Source organism: Novosphingopyxis baekryungensis DSM 16222 (genome assembly GCF_000420305.1).
In the GTDB taxonomy this organism is placed as follows: Bacteria; Pseudomonadota; Alphaproteobacteria; order Sphingomonadales; family Sphingomonadaceae; genus Novosphingopyxis; species Novosphingopyxis baekryungensis.
Map to the genome: position 1 here is coordinate 456662 of NZ_ATUR01000003.1, position 18567 is coordinate 475228.

The following is an 18567-nucleotide window of genomic DNA, read 5'->3' on the forward strand; positions in this document are numbered from 1 at the left end:
GGGCGGTGTTGCGCATCGCGCCACTATTGGTGGCTTCGCTCTGCAGCGTCGCATGCCAAAAAGAGCCGGATTTCGACACGCAATATGACGCCACGAAAAGCGTGATCGACGCACGCACCAAAGCGCTTGATGCGGAAATGGCCAATAAGATGGAAGCGATGGACCGCGAAATGGATGTGCGCGGGTTCGCCACGCCATCCACCCAGCCGACCACGACCGACCGTTCCACGCCAGATAACGGCTGATCTTGCAAATACAGCGTTCCGGCGAAACCTTGCTTGATATGTTGTAACATTCCAGTATGAGAGCCGCTTCTCCCGCCTCTCAAAAATGGTTCTGCCCTATGAAATTGCTGATCCCCCTGCTCGCCGGCAGCTGCTTGGCCGCGCCCGTTCATGCGCAATCAACGCAGGCTGCCGCGCCTGAAAATTCGTTGCAACAGCGAGAAAATCTATCGGCCTATCATGATGAGGCACCTGCCGAGATCATCGTGACGGCGCCCTATCAGCGCAATCGCCTCGATGTGCTGTCCGGCACTTCGGTCCTGACCGGCGAACAGCTGGCGCGCGAACTGAAGCCAACCATTGGCGAAACCTTGGCGAGCCAGCCCGGCGTTTCCGCAACGTCCTTCGGTCCGAACGCCTCCCGCCCCGTCTTGCGCGGTTTTCAGGGGGAGCGCGTGCGGGTGCTTTCCGACGGTATCGGCAGTTTCGATGTGTCGAACACCAGCGTCGATCATGCGGTGGCCATCAATCCGTTGACGGCCGACCGCGTGGAAGTTCTGCGCGGCCCATCGGCCCTGCTCTACGGTTCATCGGCCATCGGCGGCGTGGTCAATGTGATCGATTCGCGCATTCCGCGCCGGGTGCCCGACGAATTTTTCCATCTCGATGGCATCGCGACCTATGGCAGCGCCGCAAACGAACGCTCGGTTGCGGGCGCTCTAGATGTGCCCGTCGGCGGCAAGTTCGTCGGCCATGTCGATGGTAGCTACATCAAGACCGATGATCTGGAGACTGGCGGATTCATTTTGACGCCGGAATTGCGTGCCCGTGCCGCTGCCAGCGCCGATCCGGAGATCGCAGCGCTCGCCAATCTGAAGGGTAAGCTGCCCAACAGTGCCTCCGAAACGTCCGACATCGCGGCGGGCCTGGCCTTTATCGACAGCGGCGGCAGCATCGGTTTTTCCGTCAATCAGTATGACAGCCTCTATGGTGTGCCCGTCCGCTATGCCCTGAACCCCGGCGAGGAAGCCGAGGCCGTCATGCTGGATGTCAAGCAGACCCGCGCCGATCTGCGCGCCGAAGTCGACACGGGCGGCGGCATTCTACGCCAGATCAAGCTGCGCGCGGGCTTCGCCGATTATCGGCATGATGAGCTGGAGGACACTGGCGAGATCGGTACCAGCTTTTTCAACGAAGGCATCGAAGCGCGCGTGGAGCTGGTCCAGGCCCGCCGTGGCAATTGGGAAGGCGCCGTTGGCGGCCAGCTGCTCGTGCGCGATTTCAACGTGATCGGCGAAGAGAAATTCCTGCCGCGCAATCGCACCGAACAATATGGCCTTTTCACCCTGCAAAGCTTTGACCTCGGCCCGCTACGCGCCGAAGTCGGCGGGCGGTTCGAACATAGCGTCATCAGCGCCTTTGCCGACGAAGATCTGGGTAATGGCGATATTCGCCGCACGTTCGATGCCTATTCCGGGTCCCTGGGGGCCAGCTACGGCCTCTTCGATGGATGGCGCGCCGGTTTGAGCGCGACCTACAGCGAACGCGCCCCATCTGCCGAAGAGCTGTATCCGAACGGTCCGCATGCCGGCACGCAGGCCTTCGAGATCGGTGATCCGACCTTTACCAAGGAGCGGAGCAAGGGGCTCGAGGCTTCGCTGCGCGGATCCGGCGACGGCTATAACCTGTCCCTCTCCGGCTTCTACAACTGGTTCGACGATTTTATCTACGATCAGCAGACTACCGCCATCGAAGACGGCTTGCCGGTGTTTCAGTTCAATCAGGGTGACGCGCGTTATTACGGCTTTGAAATCGAAGGATCGGCGCAATTGCTGCAACTGGGCGGCTTTGCCGTCAATGTGGACGGATTGGCGGACTATGTTCATGCCACCATCACCAATGTTGGCCCTGCCCCGCGCATTCCCCCGCTTCGCTTTCTGGGCGGTATCGAGGCGCAGTCGGATCGCCTGACCGGCCGTATCGAGGCGGAATATAGCTCGGAACAGACGCGGGTTGCCGCCATCGAAACGCCGACCGACGATTTCACGCTGGTGAACGCGTCGCTTTCCTACAAGCCCTTTCAGGACAATCAGACCACCCTGATCCTGTCGGCTAACAATCTTCTGGATGTGGTTGCACGCCGCCATGCCAGCTTCCTGAAGGACTATGCCCCGCTCGCCGGACGGGACATCCGGTTGAGCCTGAAACTTTCGCTTTGACCCAGGGCTGCCGCGTTCCGCCAATCAGGGCTGGACGCGGCTGGCCATCTGAATAGAAGCGTGTCCATGACACAATTTGATCTGACAGACGAACAGCGCGCCATCCAGGACATGGCGCGCAAATTCACCGCCGACGAAATCACGCCCCATGCCGCCAAATGGGACGAAGAGCATATCTTCCCGCGTGACACGATCCGCAAAGCCGCCGAACTCGGCTTTGCTTCGATTTACGTGTCCGAGGAGTCCGGCGGGATCGGTCTTGGACGACTGGATGCGGCGCTGATCATGGAGGCCATGGCCTATGGCTGCCCGTCCACCAGCGCGTTCATTTCCATCCACAATATGGCCAGCTGGATGATCGATGCGTTCGGCAGCCAGACGGTGAAGGACAAATATCTGCCCGATCTGGTCAGCATGGACAAGATCGCCAGCTACTGCCTGACCGAGCCCGGCTCCGGCTCCGACGCGGCGGCGCTCAAGACCAGCGCGAAGCTGGATGGCGACCGTTATGTGCTGAACGGCTCCAAGCAGTTCATTTCCGGCGGCGGTGAGAACGAGATTTACGTCTGCATGGTGCGCACCGGGGTGGACGGCCCCAAGGGTATCAGCTGTCTGGTCGTCGAGAAGGACATGCCCGGCGTAAGCTTCGGCGCACCGGAAAAGAAGCTGGGGTGGCATTCGCAACCCACCGCGCAGGTGATCTTCGACGATGTGCGCGTACCGGTCGAGAACCGTGTCGGCGATGAGGGCGAAGGCTTCTCCATCGCGATGAAGGGCCTCGACGGCGGGCGCCTCAACATCGGCGCATGCTCGCTGGGCGGGGCGCAGCGCTGTCTGGACGAAGCGATCGCCTACACCAAGGACCGCAGCCAATTCGGCACAGCCATCGCGGACTTTCAGAACACCCAGTTCATGCTGGCCGATATGGCCACCGATCTGGAGGCCAGCCGCGCACTCCTGTATCTTGCCGCCGCCAAGGTGACCGAGAATGCGCCCGACAAGACCCGCTTCGCCGCCATGGCCAAGCGCCTTTCCACCGACAATGGCAGCAAGATCGTGAACGATGCGCTGCAATTGTTCGGCGGCTATGGCTATCTGCAGGATTATCCGATCGAACGCTTCTGGCGCGATCTGCGCGTGCATTCCATCCTTGAGGGCACCAACCAGATCATGCGCATGATCGTCTCGCGCGATCTTTTGCGGCAGTAAAACCCCTATTGGGCAAATCTTATCCGTCATCCCGGCGCAGGCCGGGGTTTCAGATGGCGCAGCGCCGACTGGGTTTCCGGCCTTCGCCGGGATGACGAAGGAAAGCTTTTTGACATGACCGACCAACTCATCATCCGCACCGAGGGCCTGACCGGGCGCATCAGCTTGAACCGGCCCAAGGCGATCCACGCACTGACCACCCCGATGTGCTTCGGCATGAGCGAGGCCCTGTCCGCCTGGGAACATGACGACGCCGTGCAGGCGGTGATGATCGATCACAGCGAAGGCCGCGGCTTCTGTGCGGGCGGCGATATCCGCATGCTGGCGGAAAGCGGAGCAAAGGACGGCAAGGATGCGCGTGCATTCTTTCATTCGGAGTACCGCCTGAACCACCAGCTGTTCACCTATGACAAGCCCGTCATCGCCTTCATGGACGGCATCACCATGGGCGGCGGGGTCGGCATCTCGCTGCCCGCACGTTTCCGCGTGGCGACCGAAAACACGCGCTTCGCCATGCCGGAGACCGGCATCGGCCTGTTCCCGGATGTCGGCGCGGGCTGGTATCTGCCGCGTCTGGAGGGGCGCGTCGGCCAGTTTCTGGCGCTCACCGGCGCGCGGATCGACGGGGCGGAGTGCCTCGCGCTCGGCCTTGCCACGCACTATCTGCCATCCGAAAAGCTGGACGAAGCCAAGGAACGCATTGCCGAGCGGCCCGAGCGAATCGCCGGGATCCTCGGCGAGCTGTCGGTCACCGCACCCGACGCGCGCATCACCGAGAATATGGCCCGCATCAACCGCTTCTTCGCCAGCGACTCCTATGAGGATATCCTCGAGGCGCTGGAGAAGGACGATAGCGATTGGGCGCAAAAGGAGCGCGACACGCTCGGCACAAAAAGCCCGCAGACCTGCAAGGTGGCGCTGCGCCAGCTGAAGGAAGGCGCGGACATGCCGGATTTCGCTGCGGAAATGGCCCAGGAATATACCATCGGCGCACATGTCGTCGGGCGGCACGACTTTCTGGAAGGCGTGCGCGCGTTGATTATCGACAAGGACAACAGCCCCAAATGGAACCCGGCCACGCCCGCCGAGGTGAGCGATGCGCTGATCGACGAGATTTTCGCACCTTTGCCCGCGGGCGAGGCGTGGACGCCGTTGGCGCGCTGAAGCGGAGAGCAAGATGACGTACGAAACGATCACCACCGAAACGCGCGGCGCGGTCACGCTGATCACGCTGAACCGCCCCAAGGCGCTGAACGCACTTAACGCGCAGATTCTCGACGAGCTGATCGAGGCGTTCGAAGCCTATCAGAACGATGATGGCCAGCGCTGCGCTGTGCTCACCGGATCTGGCGAAAAAGCCTTCGCCGCCGGGGCCGACATCAAGGAAATGGCCGACAAGCCGATGGCCGATTTCTATGCCGAGGACTTCTTCTCGCGCTGGACCAGCCATATCGTGAAGGCCGTGCGCAAGCCATGGATCGCGGCGGTGAACGGCTTCGCTCTCGGAGGCGGGTGCGAGCTGGCTATGATGGCGGACTTTATTCTGGCGTCGGACAGCGCCAAGTTCGGCCAGCCGGAGATCAAGCTGGGCGTGGCCCCCGGCATGGGCGGATCGCAGCGGCTCACCCGCGCCGTCGGCAAGTCCAAGGCGATGGAGATGTGCCTCACCGGACGTATGATGGACGCCGAGGAAGCCGAACGCGGCGGCTTGGTCGCGCGCATCGTCCCCGCCGCCGATCTGCTCGACGAGGCGATGAAAAGCGCCGCTGCCATTGCCGCCATGCCCCCGCTGGCCGCCATGGTGAACAAGGAAATGGTCAATGCCGCCTATGAGACCACGCTGGATCAGGGCCTGCTGCACGAGCGCCGCCTGTTCCAGATCCTGACCGGCACACAGGACAAGGCCGAGGGCATGGCCGCCTTCATCGAAAAGCGCGAAGGCCAGTGGAAGGGTCGCTAATCGCCCGCCCGGCGCTCCGTTGCAACGAAGGCGAACGTCCTAACCTTCGCCTTCCAGCAGCGCCAGCGCAGCGTCATTGACGCGCCGGAGCATCGAATCGAACCCCGCCAGTTCTTCCGGGTCGAACCGGCCGAAGATAGCGCGCTCTATGGCGCGCGCCTGCGCCCCGATCCGTTGATGCAGGTCTTCGCCCGCATCGGTCAGCACCAGTTCGTGGCTGCGCCGGTCTTCTGATCGCGCGCGCCGCAGCAACAGCCCGCGATCCACCAAGGCGCGCGCCGAGCGGCTCACCGTCACCTTGTCCATGCGCGTGCGGGTGACGATGTCCCGTTGCGTCAGCCCTGCCCCCTCCGCCACCACGGCCACCAATCGCCACTCCGGAATCGTCAGCCCGAAATGGGATCGATAGGTGGCAGCGATCGTTTCACTGACGATATTGGACGCAACGGACAGCCGGTAAGGCAGGAACTCGTCGAGCCGCAATAGGTCGGCTGCATGGTCTCCGGATTGATCTGAAGCGCTCATTGCGGTAACATAGTTACAAATGAAACGAATTTGGAGTCTCGACACATGCCAACCGATGTAACCAAGCTCCCCGACAATGTCGCCGGCCTCGACGGTTTCGAATTTCTAGAATTCGCGGGTGACGCCAAGCAGATCGACACGATTTTTCGGCAGATGGGCTTTACGCCGATCGCCAAGCACCGCTCCAAGGCGGTGACGCTCTATCGCCAGAAGGGCATCAACTTCCTGCTGAACGAAGAGCCCGGCAGCCAGGCCCAGCATTTCGTACGCGAGCACCATACTGGCGGTGCCTGCGCCATGGGCTGGCGCGTGGAAGACGCGGCCAAGGCGTTTCAACATGCGGTGGACAATGGTGCCGAGCCTGCGACCGGCGATCTTGGCTGGATGGAGCTCAAAATTCCCGCCATCCGCGGCATCGGTGGCAGCCTGATCTATTTCGTGGATCGCTATGGGCAAAATGGCGAGCCCGACATCTACGATATCGATTTCCGCTATTTCGATGGCGTCGACAAAAATCCCGAAGGCGCGGGCCTCTCGATCGTCGATCACCTCACCCACAATGTCTATCGCGGACGGATGAAGTTCTGGGCCGATTTTTATGAGCGGCTCTTCAATTTCACCGAGATCCGCTATTTCGACATCAAGGGCGAATATACCGGCCTCACCTCCAAGGCGATGACCGCGCCCGACGGCAAAATTCGCATCCCGTTGAACGAGGAAAGCGAGGGCGGCGGCGGTCAGATCGAGGAATATCTGGTCGATTTCAACGGCGAGGGCATCCAGCACATCGCCATGTCCACGCCCGATATCTATGCCACGATCGACCAGCTGCGCGCCAACGGCCTGCCTTTCATGAACCCGCCGCCGGACACCTATTACGACATGCTGGCCGAGCGTCTGCCCGGCCATGGCGAGCCGGTGGACGAGATGAAATCGCGCGGTCTTCTGCTCGATGGATCGACCGAAGACGGCGATCCACGCCTTCTTCTTCAGATCTTCACCGGCAACATGTTCGGGCCTGTGTTCTTTGAGATCATCCAGCGCAAGAAGGACGAAGGCTTCGGCGAAGGCAATTTCAAGGCGCTGTTCGAAAGCATCGAGCGCGACCAGATGGACCGCGGTGTGCTGAAAAAAGGCGAGAAAGCCGAAGCCTGACCAAGGCTTTTCGTCGGCGCTTTCTCACATAGCGCCACAGCAATAAAAAGCCCGCCCCTCCGGTAAAATGGAGGGACGGGCTTTTCAATATTCGGTCAACCTTGTGCCTTTTTGCGCAGGCGATATGCGTGCAGCAATGGCTCGGTATAGCCGCTGGGCTGCTCCTCGCCTTCGAATACCAGCGCGCGTGCGGCTTGATAAGCAATGCCATCGAGCGACGGTGCCATCGGCTGATAGGCCGGATCATCAGCATTCTGTGCGTCGACCTTTTCCGCCATACGCGCGAAAACGGCGTCGACCTGCTCCGCCGTGGCAATACCGGTCTTCAGCCAGTTGGCGACATGCTGGGAAGAAATACGCAAGGTCGCGCGATCCTCCATCAGGCCGATGTCATTGATATCCGGCACCTTGGAACAGCCGACGCCCTGATCAATCCAGCGCACGACATAACCCAATATGCCCTGGATATTATTCTCCAGTTCCCGCTCGACCATATCGCTTGGGAGATTGGTGTCGCTTGCCAGCGGGATGCGCAGCAATTTTTCCAGACCCGGTGTCTCGCGTTGTGCAATTTCCTGCTGCAGTGCGAACACATCGACCCGGTGATAATGCACGGCATGCAGCGTCGCTGCCGTCGGGCTCGGCACCCAGGCGGTGTTGGCGCCGGTCCTGGGATGGCCGATCTTCTGCTCCATCATGTCGGCCATACGGTCCGGCGCGGCCCACATGCCCTTGCCGATCTGTGCCTGGCCGGAAAAGCCATGCGCGAGACCGATCTGAACATTGCGGTCTTCATATGCCGAGATCCAGTCGCTGCTTTTCATCTCACCCTTCGGCACCATGGCACCGGCGTGCATGCTGGTGTGCATCTCGTCGCCCGTGCGATCGAGGAAGCCGGTGTTGATGAAGAAAATCCGGTCCTTCACGGCATGGATACAGGCTGCAAGATTGGCGGATGTGCGGCGTTCCTCATCCATCACACCCATTTTCAGCCGATTGCGGGCCATGCCCAGCATATCTTCGACCGCCGCAAACAGCTCGTCGGTAAACGCCGCTTCTTCCGGCCCATGCATTTTCGGTTTCACCATATAGGTGGAGCCGGCACGACTGTTCGTACGTCCTGCCTTACCGTCCTGAAGGCTGATGAGCGCCGTCATTGCCGCATCCAATATGCCTTCGGGTGCATCCCCCCCATCGGCCAGCTGGACTGCCGGCGTGGTCATCAAATGGCCGACATTGCGCACCAGAAGCAGGCTGCGCCCCGGCAGCGTGAAGCTGCTGCCATCGGGAGCGGTATAGGCGCGATCGGGGTTCAGCGTGCGGCTGATCGTCTTGCCGCCCTTTTCGAAACTTTCCGACAGATCGCCGCGCATAAGGCCCAGCCAGTTGGTGTAGCCAAGGACCTTGTCTTCGGCATCGACCGCGGCAACCGAATCCTCCAGATCCACGATCGTGCTGAGCGCCGATTCCAGAATGACGTCCGCAATGCCGGCGGGATCGTCCTTGCCCACCGGATGGGCGCGGTCGAACCGCACCTCGATGTGCAGACCATTGTGCCGATAGAGGCGCCCCTTGCCATCTTCACTGGTGCCGACAAACTGCTGCGCATCGGCCAGCGCTATGTCGCCGTCCGGGTTCTCCAGATCGGCCCAGCTGCCCGACGCCAATGGCACCGCTTCATCCAGGAACGACTTGGCCCAGGCGACGACCTTGGCTCCGCGTTCGGCATCATAGCCGCCCGGCTTCGCTTCACCCGGAATGACATCCGTGCCGTAAAGCGCATCATAGAGGCTGCCCCAGCGAGCATTGGCTGCGTTCAGCACGAAGCGCGCATTCAGCGCAGGGACCACCAGCTGCGGCCCCGCCAGGGTCGCAATTTCCGGATCGACATTGCCGGTGCCGATGGTGAATGCCTCCGGGTCTGCGACCAGATAGCCGATGTCCCGCAGGAAGGCGTGATAAGCGGAGCCCTCGGCGATGACATCATGCTGCTGATGCCAGCTATCGATCTTCGCCTGCAAATTGGCGCGTGTTTTGAGCAGAGCATGATTGCGCGGGGCAAATTTGGCATAGAGATCGGCCAGGCCGCCCCAGAACGCGTTCGCCTCGATCCCGCTACCGGGCAGCGCCTTGTCTTCCACAAAGCGGACCAGCTGCTCGTCTATCTTCAGTCCATTACGTTCGATCATGACAGGATATCCTTCAGTTCTGGCCCATGCGACGCATAAAATCGGCGCCAGCGAAATGCGCCGCCTCGCCTAGCTGTTCCTCGATCCGCAGCAGCTGATTATATTTGGCCGTCCGATCGGATCGCGACAGGGAACCGGTCTTGATCAGCCCGCAATTGGTAGCGACCGCGAGATCGGCGATGGTCGTATCTTCGGTCTCGCCCGAGCGGTGCGACATGACCGCGCTGTATCCGTGGCGATGGGCAATATCGACGGTTTCCAGCGTCTCGGTAAGCGAGCCGACCTGGTTGACCTTGATCAGGATCGAATTGCCCAATCCGCGATCGATACCATCGCGAAGCCGTTTTTCCTGCGTCACGAACAGGTCATCGCCCACCAGCTGGCAGACCGAACCGATCTTGTCGGTCAGCTGTTTCCAGCCGTCGAAATCATCCTCATCCATGCCGTCCTCGATCGACAGGATCGGATAATTGGCCTGCAGCGTTGCAAGATAATCCACCTGCTCCGACACCGAACGCGTGACGCCTTCCCCGGCATAGGCATAGGCACCATCCCTGAAAAACTCGCTGGCCGCCACGTCGAGGGCAATGACCATGTCGCGGCCAGGCTCGAACCCGCAATCGCGCATGGCGCCCATGATGAAGTCCAGGGCTTCATCGGCAGAAGGCAGGTCGGGTGCGAAGCCGCCTTCATCGCCCACCGCCGTGTTCTGGCCCTTGGCGGATAGCGCAGACTTCAGGCTGTGGAACACCTCGGTCCCCATCCGCAGCGCCTCACGGAAGCTGTCCGCCTTCACCGGCATGATCATGCATTCCTGAAAATCCAGCCGGTTGTCCGCATGCGCGCCGCCATTGACGATATTCATCATCGGTACCGGCATGGTCTTGGCGTTCGCTCCGCCAACATAGCGATACAGCGGCAGGCCGAAACTGTTGGCCGCAGCATGCGCCGTCGCCAGCGATGCGCCGAGGATGGCGTTGGCGCCCAGCCTGCTCTTGTTCTCGGTTCCATCGAGCGCCAGCATCACCCGGTCGACCGCCACCTGATCCACCGCATCCATGCCGGTAATGGCATCCGCGATGGGACCATTGACGGCCTCGACTGCCTTCAGCACACCCTTGCCGCCGAAACGCGCCTTGTCTCCATCGCGCAGCTCCACCGCCTCATATTTGCCGGTCGACGCCCCGGACGGCACGGCGGCACGCCCCATGCTGCCATCGGCCAGGAATACATCTGCCTCCACCGTGGGATTGCCACGGCTGTCAAGAATCTCGCGGCCGATGATTTGTGAAATAATGGTCATGTAAGGGGCCCTTGCGTTGTCAGAATCTGTTGCGGTCCTCCTGACGGAAGGCTTGGCGCAAGGCAAGGCATCGGCGCAAGGATCCTCAGCGCTGGCAGCGCGCGCAGTAGAAGGTTGAGCGGCCTCCTTCGCTCCGGCGGCGTACGGTACCGCCGCAGGGACATGGCTGTCCTTCTTTGCCGTAGACCCGCCACTGCTTTGCAAAATAGCCAAGCTCCCCGTCGGGGCGGGCATAATCGCGCAAAGTCGATCCACCGGCGTCGATCGCGGCGATTAGCACCGCTCTGATTGCCTCAACCAGCCGTTCCAAGTGTAGCAGACTGATCTTGCCGCCCTGCCGCCCGGGGGCGATCCGCGCCATGTTGAGCGCCTCGCACACATAGATATTGCCGAGGCCGGAGACGATCCGCTGATCCAGCAACAACAGTTTGATGGCGGCAACGCGGCCATCCAGCGCACGCTGCAGATAGGGCGCCGTGAAATCGGGCCCGAGGGGTTCCGGCCCCATCGCCGCGAATGGCGGCCAGACATTCACCTCTTCGGTCGCAATCAGATCGACCGAGCCGAAGCGGCGTGGATCATTGAGGCTGAGCAAATGCCCGCTCTCAAGCCCAATCACCAGATGATCATGCGTGCCGAGGCTATCCGGATCGATCCGCCAGCGACCGGACATGCCAAGATGAAAGATCATCGTGTCTCCGCGATCGGTATGGATCAGCCCATATTTGGCGCGCCTGCCCAGGCCGCTGATGGTCGCCCCGGTCATGCGCTGCCGCAGGTCTTCCGGGAAAGGACGGCGCAGATCGGGCCGCCGGGCCTCGATCCCGGCGATTCGCTTCCCATCCATGACCGCTGCCAGGCCGCGCACTGTGGTTTCGACTTCGGGGAGTTCCGGCATGGCCAGCTATATAGGCGCTTGATGGCGGCGCGCCATTGTTTCGCATTGTGGTCACCGCCATCTAGCAAAAGCGCGGCGCTGTCCCTAGGACGCTCGCCAAGGATCGCACGAGGACCAGCAAGATGTCAGACACCGTTTCTTTCGGCTTCGAGGAAGTAGCCCCCGATGAGAAGACCCGGCGCGTGGGCGGTGTGTTTTCCAACGTCGCATCAAATTACGATGTGATGAACGATGCCATGTCCGGTGGCATGCATCGGCTCTGGAAGGATCGCTTCGTGCGTCTCGTCAAACCGCGCGAGGGCGAGGATATTCTCGATATGGCGGGCGGCACCGGAGACATCGCCTTTCGCCTGCAGGCCAAGGGCGCGAATGTGACGGTGGCCGATATCAATCCCGAGATGCTGGAAGTCGGCATGCAGCGTGCGGTCAAGCGCGGGCTCGACGGGCTGGTCTGGACAGAACAGAATGCCGAGACGCTGACCTTTCCCGATCGGCATTTCGATGCCTATACGATTGCGTTCGGGATCCGCAATGTCACCGATATCCCGGCCGCGCTGGCCGAAGCGCATCGCACGCTGCGCTATGGCGGGCGCTTCTTCTGCCTGGAATTTTCCACAACATTGTGGCCCGGTTTTGCCGATGTCTATGACTGGTATTCGATGAATCTCGTGCCCAAGCTCGGCAAGGCGATCGCCAAGGATGAAGACAGCTATCGCTACCTCGTCGAATCGATCCGCCGTTTTCCCGGCATGGCGCAGTTCAAGGGCATGATCGAGGACGCCGGTTTCGTGCAGGCGAAGGCTGAACCGATCCTGGGCGGACTCGTCGCAATCCACAGCGGCTGGAAGATTTGATGCGCGAGCGATCGATCCAGACATGACCGCCGCGCGCACCCACATCTTCCGCCTTTTGAAATGGGGCCGTATCCTCGCGCGCCACGGGGCGCTGCGCGATATCGAGACGGCACGCCAGACGCCGCTGCCGGTGCGCCGCCTCTGCCGGATTGCGCGCTTCGGCACGGTGCAGCCCAAAACGCCTGACTATGCCGCGGCTTTTCGCGAGATCGGTCCCGCCGCGATCAAACTTGGCCAGACCCTGGCCACGCGGCCCGACCTGGTTGGCGAAGAGGCCACGCATAATCTGCTGAACCTCCAGGACAGCCTGCCGCCCGAGCCGTTCGACAAGATCTGCGAACAGATCGAGCGCGCACTGGATGCGCCGCTGAACAAGCATTTCCAGTCGATCGACCCCGATCCCATCGGCTCCGCTTCGATTGCGCAGGTGCATAAGGCGGTAACCACCGATGGCCGGACCGTCGCCATAAAGGTGCAGCGTCCGGGCATCGACAAGCGCTTCCTGCGCGATATCGAAACCTATGAATGGGCCGCAGCCCATCTGGAAGCCTTTGGCGGGGAGGCCGCGCGTCTGCGCCCGCGCCTCATCATCGCCAATTTCAAGCGCTGGACCATGCGAGAGCTGGATTTGCGCCGCGAAGCCGCCTCGGCCAGCGAACTGAAAGACGCGATGCAGTCCGAGGCCTTTTACGAGGTGCCGGAGATCGATTGGGACCGGACGGCTGGCAAGGTGCTGACGCTGGACTGGGTCGACGGGGTCAAGATCGCCGATCGCGAGAAGCTGCGCGCCGCCGGGCATGATCCACACCTGCTTGCCAACCGGCTGGTCCATGCCTTTTTGCGACAGGCGATCAGCGAAGGCTTTTTTCACGCAGATATGCACCAGGGCAATCTGCTGGTGCGCGCCGACGGCACGATCGTGGCCATCGATTTCGGCATCATGGGCCGGATCGATCGCAAGGCACGTTTCTGGCTGGCCGAAATCCTCTACGGCTTGATTACCGGCAATTATCGCCGGGTGGCCGAGATTCATTTCGAGGCGCAATATGTGCCGGCCCATCATAATCTCGAAGAGTTCGCAACCGCCTTGCGCGCCGTGGGCGAACCGATGCGCGGCAAGCCAGTGAGTGAGCTGTCCGTCGGCATGATGCTGGACGGCCTGTTTGCCATCACGCGCGATTTCGACATGCAGACGCAGCCACATCTGCTGCTGCTGCAGAAGACGATGGTGATGGTGGAAGGCGTGGCCACCTCACTCGATCCCGGCATCAATATGTGGGACACCGCCGCCCCATTCGTGCGCGAATGGATCCGCACCGAGCTGGGGCCGGAAGCCGCCGCCGCCGATGCCATTCGCCGCAACGTACAAACGCTGGGCCTGATCCCCGATCTCATCCGCCGATTGGACGACACGCTGCCGAACAAGGGCGGCGCCCCGCCCCCGCCGCCATTGCCGGAGATCAAGCTGATCTGGGACCGCGACCGTCCGCGCGGCGCCGGCTTGCGCTATGTCGCAACAGCCTTGGTCGCCGCTGCCGCTGGCGCGGCCGGCATGTGGTGGATAGGTCTAAGCGTATGAGCCAGAAATCCATCCTCCTCATCGTTGGTGGTGGTATCGCCGCCTATAAATCGCTGGAACTGGTGCGCCTGCTCCGGCGGCAAGGCATTGCCGTGCGCGCGCTGATGACCAAATCCGCGTACGAATTCGTCACACCGCTGTCCATGGGCGTGATGACGGAGGATCAGGTCTATTCGGACATGTTCGATCTGAAAGACGAACGCGAGATCGGCCATATCCAGCTGTCCCGCCAGAGCGACCTCATCGTCATTTGCCCGGCCACCGCCAATTTGCTGGCCAAGATGGCGGCCGGCATCTGCGACGATCTGGCGACCACCGTACTGCTTGCCACCGACAAGCCCGTGCTCGCCGTGCCAGCCATGAACGTACGGATGTGGGACCATCCCGCCTCGGCGCGCAACCGGGCTCAGCTTACGGCGGACGGCGTAGACGTGATGGAACCGGACAGCGGGTCCATGGCCTGTGGTGAGTTTGGGCCCGGGCGTCTGCCCGAGCCGCCGTCGATCGCACGGCGTATCTGCGCAAAGCTCGGCATCGGCTTCGATCCAGCGCTCGCCCAGCCGCATGCACCGACGACCGAACCTGCCGACCCGCTGGCCGGCCAGCCCGCCTTTGCGCCGGACAGCCACCGGCCATTGCACGGCAAGCGCGTACTGGTCACCGCCGGGCCCACGCATGAGCCGATCGATCCGGTGCGCTACATCGCCAATCGCAGCTCTGGCAAACAGGGCTTCGCGATCGCCGAAGCCGCCGCCAATATGGGTGCGAATGTGACGCTGATCGCCGGGCCGGTCAATCTGGCCACGCCCGCCGGTGTTATCCGCATCGACGTGGACACCGCGCGGGAGATGCAGGCGGCTGTTGAAGAGGCTCTGCCGATGGATGCAGCCATTCTGGTGGCCGCCGTGGCCGACTGGCGCGCTGCGGAAGAAACCGATCGCAAGATCAAAAAGTCGGGTACCGGCCCTGCCCCGCTCGCCTTGGCCGAGAACCCGGACATATTGGCGGGCCTCGCCCGGAGCGATCATCGTCCGGGTCTGCTGATCGGATTCGCGGCCGAAACCCATGATGTGGTCGCCCATGCGCAATCCAAGCTGGCGCGGAAAGGCTGCGACTGGATCGTCGCCAATGATGTGTCCGGCGATGTCATGGGCGGCAGCGACAATGCCGTGCATCTGGTAACGCAGAGCGGGGTGGAAGACTGGGCCAGCGCGCCCAAGAGCACCGTCGCGCGCAAATTGATGGAGAAAGTGGCCGATGCGCTTCGAACCGATTGACATTGCGATCAAGCGCCTGCCCCACGGCGAGGGTCTTGACTTGCCGCGCTATGAAACGGCGGGCGCGGCAGGCATGGACGTTTCGGCCGCCGAAGACGCCACTTTGGCGCCGGGCGCCCGCGCCCTGATCGCCACGGGCTTCGCGGCGGCCATACCGCCCGGCTATGAGATACAGGTCCGCCCGCGTTCCGGCCTTGCGTTCAAGCGCGGGATCAGCGTGCTCAACACGCCTGGCACGATCGACAGCGACTTTCGCGGAGAGATGAAGGTGCTGTTGGCCAACCATGGAGACGCGGACTTCGTGATCGCGCGGGGCGACCGGATTGCGCAATTCGTGGTCGCACCGGTGCAGCGCGGTACGCTGGTTGAGGTGGACGAGCTTGACGATACCCAGCGCGGAGACGGCGGCTTTGGCTCCACTGGGGTCTGACCGCCTGATTGCATGACCAGCCTCACCGACGATCAACTGGACCGCTATGCCCGGCACATCGTGCTGCGCGAAGTGGGCGGCGCTGGACAGAAAGCGCTGCTGGCCGCCCATGTGCTGGTGGTGGGCGCTGGCGGGATCGGCTGTCCGGCGGTCCAGTATCTGGCAGCGGCTGGCGTGGGGCGGCTGTCGATCATCGATCATGACCAGATCTCGCTGTCCAACCTGCAACGCCAGCCGCTTTACGGGACCGGCGATATCGGTGCGCCCAAGGCCGAAACGGCGGCGGCGGCCGTGGCGCGGCTCAATCCTGACGTAGCGGTGGCCGCCATTACCGAGGCGATCACGGCGGACAATATCGCGCCTCTTCTGGCCGACACGCAGCCCGACATCGTTCTGGACGGCACCGACAATTTCATGACGCGCCTCATCGTATCCGACGCCTGCGTGGCCGCGCGCATTCCGCTGGTGTCCGCTGCGATCGGCATGTTTCAGGGGCAGGTCGGCAGCTTCTACGGCCATCTGCCCGACGCGCCCTGTTACCGCTGCTTCGTGGGCGATGCCCATGATGCGGACGATTGCGACACCTGCGCCGATCAGGGCGTGCTTGGCGCGCTCTGCGGGCTCGTCGGCAGCTTCGGCGCGATGGAGGCGATCCGCGCCATCACCGGATTTGGAGAAGACGCCAAAGGCAAGCTGCACGTCTATGACGGGCTGAAGCCGGACATGTATACGATGCGTCTGCCCAAGGACCCGGCCTGCAAGACCTGCGGATCGCTTGCCGCCGCCTGAAAAGCCGCATAGCCTGCCCCGCACGATCATCTCCGGGGCCCCGCCATCATGACCTTACCTGTTACCGCGTTGACCGCCGCCATCTGCGCCATCATGCTGCTGGCCACCGCGCTCGCCACGGTGCGCAGCCGTTTCCGCACAAAGCGGGCGTTCGGGATGGGTGAGGACGACAGGCTTATCGCCGCCAGCCGGTCCCACGGCAACCTGGCCGAACATGCGCCCATCGTCATCCTGATGATCGGGGTGCTGGAATTGAGCGACGCCAATCACTGGGCGCTCACCGCGCTGGCCGTGGTCTTCCTCGGCGCGCGCGCCGCCCATATCATAGGCCTGCACCAGAAGCATGAGGGTGGTCCACCCAAGCTGCGCGCCCTGGGCGTAATCGCCACCTGGGCCGTCATGGTAGCGCTGATCGGCTGGATTCTGTTCAAGGTGGTGACCCAGAATGGCTGAGCGACGATAGGTAATGATCCTGCGCAAAGTTGACAAAGTGGCCACGGTTCGATGTCAACGCAGCGTAATAATATAACAAAGTAGACAGGTGCAACCCGGCAGCAAAGCACAATAGGCTTTTTGCTCCCATGACGTGAAATTGCCTTGCCCTACCCGGTCATATTTGATCTGATCCTTTCCATCATTGCATGATCGCAATCGGTGGGGGAGCGCCAGATTTGATGAAGACGAACTTTGGGTCGCGTAGGGCGATCGCGGGCGCCGCATGGACGGGGATGCTGCTCGCTAGCACAGCGGCAAGCGCGGCCAAGGAGGCGCAAATCCTGCCGCCCAGCTCCAACTGGCAGCTCGATTATTCGCCGACATCCTGCAAGCTTGCCCGCGCCTTTGGCGAAGGCGACGATAAGGTCGTTCTGCTGCTGACCCGCTATTCGCCATCGCCGCGCATGAGCATGACGCTGTCGGGTGCCATGATGAAACGCCTGCCGGGTCGCGGTGACGTCGCCATACGGTTCCATGATGGCGCGGAACCGCAGGACATCATGTTTTTCCAGGGAAATCTCGGCGAGACGCCCGCCCTGATCGCTGCAGACGGCCTCTATATCCGGCCCGAGAAGGATCGGGACCCGTCGGTGGAATCCGATGAGGGCCTCTTCGACAGCGCGGCGGAACAGGCGGATGCGCAGGCCGATCTCGATGAAGCCGACAAGGCGACCTATCTTTGGTTCGATGCCCCGTTCCACCGCCCGGTGAAGCTGGAGACAGGCGCACTCGGCAAACCTTATCGGGCCTTCAACCAGTGCCTGAAAGAGCTGGTGACGCATTGGGGTGTGGACGCCGAACGCTATGCCGCCCGCACGCACAATCCCAAGCCGATCAACGAACCGGTCAGATGGATAACCTCAAAAGATTATCCGTCCGATATGCTGCGCAAAGGCGGTCAGGGCATCGTTCACTTCCGGCTGACCGTCGGTCCTGATGGCAAGGTTGCCGACTGCAATATTCAGGGCGGGACAGAGGGCGATGCCTTTCGCGATGTCACCTGCGCCACCATCCGCAAACGCGCGACATTCGAACCCGCGCGCGATAGCGAAGGCCAGCCGATGACCGGCTATTTTCTCAGTACCGTGCGCTTCGAAATGCCTTATTGACGATCGCCCTGGCGTTCGCCGCTGAACTGCAAAAGCAATGGCCTGCTTCAACCGCGCTCATGCGCAACAACGTGGCCCGGCTCTAGTCCCAGCTGGAGAAAAGCTGGGGGCGCACGTCAGAAGCGGTAAGGCGGCTGACGACCCGAAAGCGGACTTTTGAAGCTATTGATGAGGCTGCCGATGAGCAGCCGTTTGCATCGTTAGCAGTGTGGCTGGGCGAGTTAACGGCCTAAGCCGCCCAAAGCTGATGCCATCAATTTTTTTACGCCGGAAATTCGAAGCATGATGGGCTTCATTTGATGCTATCGAAAACACTTCTGGAGGGACGTATGATGAGAATTGTGAAGGCGCT

General features: G+C 62.0%; 17 protein-coding genes. 13 read left to right on the forward strand and 4 right to left on the reverse strand.

Annotation, left to right across the window (positions count from 1 at the left end; translation table 11 throughout):
• The first annotated feature begins 5 nt into the window (after nt 1–5).
• From G410_RS0106065 to G410_RS0106085, 5 genes are all read left to right on the forward strand, one after another.
• A complete protein-coding gene (locus G410_RS0106065) occupies nt 6–245 on the forward strand; it encodes a hypothetical protein (protein WP_156851868.1) in 240 nt (79 codons plus the stop codon).
• A 98-nt stretch (nt 246–343) separates the two neighbouring features.
• A complete protein-coding gene (locus G410_RS0106070) occupies nt 344–2443 on the forward strand; it encodes a TonB-dependent receptor (RefSeq protein ID WP_022672762.1) in 2100 nt (699 codons plus the stop codon).
• Between the two features lie 66 nt (nt 2444–2509).
• Nucleotides 2510–3652 (forward strand): acyl-CoA dehydrogenase family protein, encoded by a 1143-nt coding sequence (locus tag G410_RS0106075; protein ID WP_022672763.1) that lies wholly within the window; start codon nt 2510–2512, stop codon nt 3650–3652.
• A gap of 114 nt (nt 3653–3766) precedes the next feature.
• On the forward strand, nt 3767–4816 hold the full coding sequence (locus G410_RS0106080; protein ID WP_022672764.1) for an enoyl-CoA hydratase/isomerase family protein: 1050 nt from the start codon (nt 3767–3769) through the stop codon (nt 4814–4816).
• Between the two features lie 13 nt (nt 4817–4829).
• On the forward strand, nt 4830–5612 hold the full coding sequence (locus tag G410_RS0106085; RefSeq protein WP_022672765.1) for an enoyl-CoA hydratase-related protein: 783 nt from the start codon (nt 4830–4832) through the stop codon (nt 5610–5612).
• 39 nt (nt 5613–5651) lie between these two features.
• Here the strand turns inward: G410_RS0106085 and G410_RS0106090 are convergent, their stop codons facing one another.
• Complete coding sequence (locus G410_RS0106090; protein ID WP_051137216.1) at nt 5652–6137, reverse strand: MarR family winged helix-turn-helix transcriptional regulator; 486 nt, start codon at nt 6135–6137, stop codon at nt 5652–5654.
• 45 nt (nt 6138–6182) lie between these two features.
• Between G410_RS0106090 and hppD the strand changes: the two genes are divergently transcribed.
• Nucleotides 6183–7292 (forward strand): 4-hydroxyphenylpyruvate dioxygenase, encoded by a 1110-nt coding sequence (gene hppD, locus G410_RS0106095; RefSeq protein ID WP_022672767.1) that lies wholly within the window; start codon nt 6183–6185, stop codon nt 7290–7292.
• A 95-nt stretch (nt 7293–7387) separates the two neighbouring features.
• Here hppD and G410_RS0106100 read toward each other — a convergent pair whose 3' ends face one another.
• The 3 genes from G410_RS0106100 to mutM form a co-directional block, all read right to left on the reverse strand.
• On the reverse strand, nt 7388–9481 hold the full coding sequence (locus G410_RS0106100) for a malate synthase G (RefSeq protein WP_022672768.1): 2094 nt from the start codon (nt 9479–9481) through the stop codon (nt 7388–7390).
• A gap of 13 nt (nt 9482–9494) precedes the next feature.
• The gene (gene eno, locus G410_RS0106105) at nt 9495–10784 is read right to left on the reverse strand and encodes a phosphopyruvate hydratase (RefSeq protein WP_022672769.1); all 1290 of its coding nucleotides are present in this window, start codon (nt 10782–10784) and stop codon (nt 9495–9497) included.
• An 85-nt stretch (nt 10785–10869) separates the two neighbouring features.
• Nucleotides 10870–11682 (reverse strand): bifunctional DNA-formamidopyrimidine glycosylase/DNA-(apurinic or apyrimidinic site) lyase, encoded by an 813-nt coding sequence (mutM, locus tag G410_RS0106110; protein WP_022672770.1) that lies wholly within the window; start codon nt 11680–11682, stop codon nt 10870–10872.
• Nucleotides 11683–11804: 122 nt separating this feature from the next.
• Between mutM and G410_RS0106115 the strand changes: the two genes are divergently transcribed.
• The 7 genes from G410_RS0106115 to G410_RS17350 all read left to right on the forward strand — a co-directional run bounded on the left by G410_RS0106115 (nt 11805) and on the right by G410_RS17350 (nt 18215).
• Nucleotides 11805–12536 carry a class I SAM-dependent methyltransferase gene (locus G410_RS0106115; RefSeq protein WP_022672771.1) on the forward strand — a complete coding sequence of 244 codons (732 nt, stop codon included), beginning with the start codon at nt 11805–11807 and terminating at the stop codon, nt 12534–12536.
• A gap of 22 nt (nt 12537–12558) precedes the next feature.
• Nucleotides 12559–14115: a 2-polyprenylphenol 6-hydroxylase gene (ubiB, locus tag G410_RS0106120; protein WP_022672772.1), complete on the forward strand. Its 1557-nt coding sequence runs from the start codon at nt 12559–12561 to the stop codon at nt 14113–14115.
• Complete coding sequence (locus tag G410_RS0106125) at nt 14112–15392, forward strand: bifunctional phosphopantothenoylcysteine decarboxylase/phosphopantothenate synthase (protein ID WP_022672773.1); 1281 nt, start codon at nt 14112–14114, stop codon at nt 15390–15392. Before ubiB ends, G410_RS0106125 begins: the two co-directional genes overlap by 4 nt.
• Nucleotides 15373–15822 (forward strand): dUTP diphosphatase, encoded by a 450-nt coding sequence (dut, locus tag G410_RS0106130; RefSeq protein ID WP_022672774.1) that lies wholly within the window; start codon nt 15373–15375, stop codon nt 15820–15822. The genes G410_RS0106125 and dut overlap by 20 nt, the downstream gene beginning before the upstream one ends.
• A 12-nt stretch (nt 15823–15834) precedes the next feature.
• Complete coding sequence (locus G410_RS0106135) at nt 15835–16611, forward strand: HesA/MoeB/ThiF family protein (RefSeq protein ID WP_022672775.1); 777 nt, start codon at nt 15835–15837, stop codon at nt 16609–16611.
• Nucleotides 16612–16659: 48 nt separating this feature from the next.
• Nucleotides 16660–17064 (forward strand): MAPEG family protein, encoded by a 405-nt coding sequence (locus G410_RS0106140; protein ID WP_084489004.1) that lies wholly within the window; start codon nt 16660–16662, stop codon nt 17062–17064.
• Between the two features lie 275 nt (nt 17065–17339).
• On the forward strand, nt 17340–18215 hold the full coding sequence (locus G410_RS17350) for an energy transducer TonB (protein WP_028971134.1): 876 nt from the start codon (nt 17340–17342) through the stop codon (nt 18213–18215).
• The last annotated feature ends 352 nt before the right edge of the window (nt 18216–18567 follow it).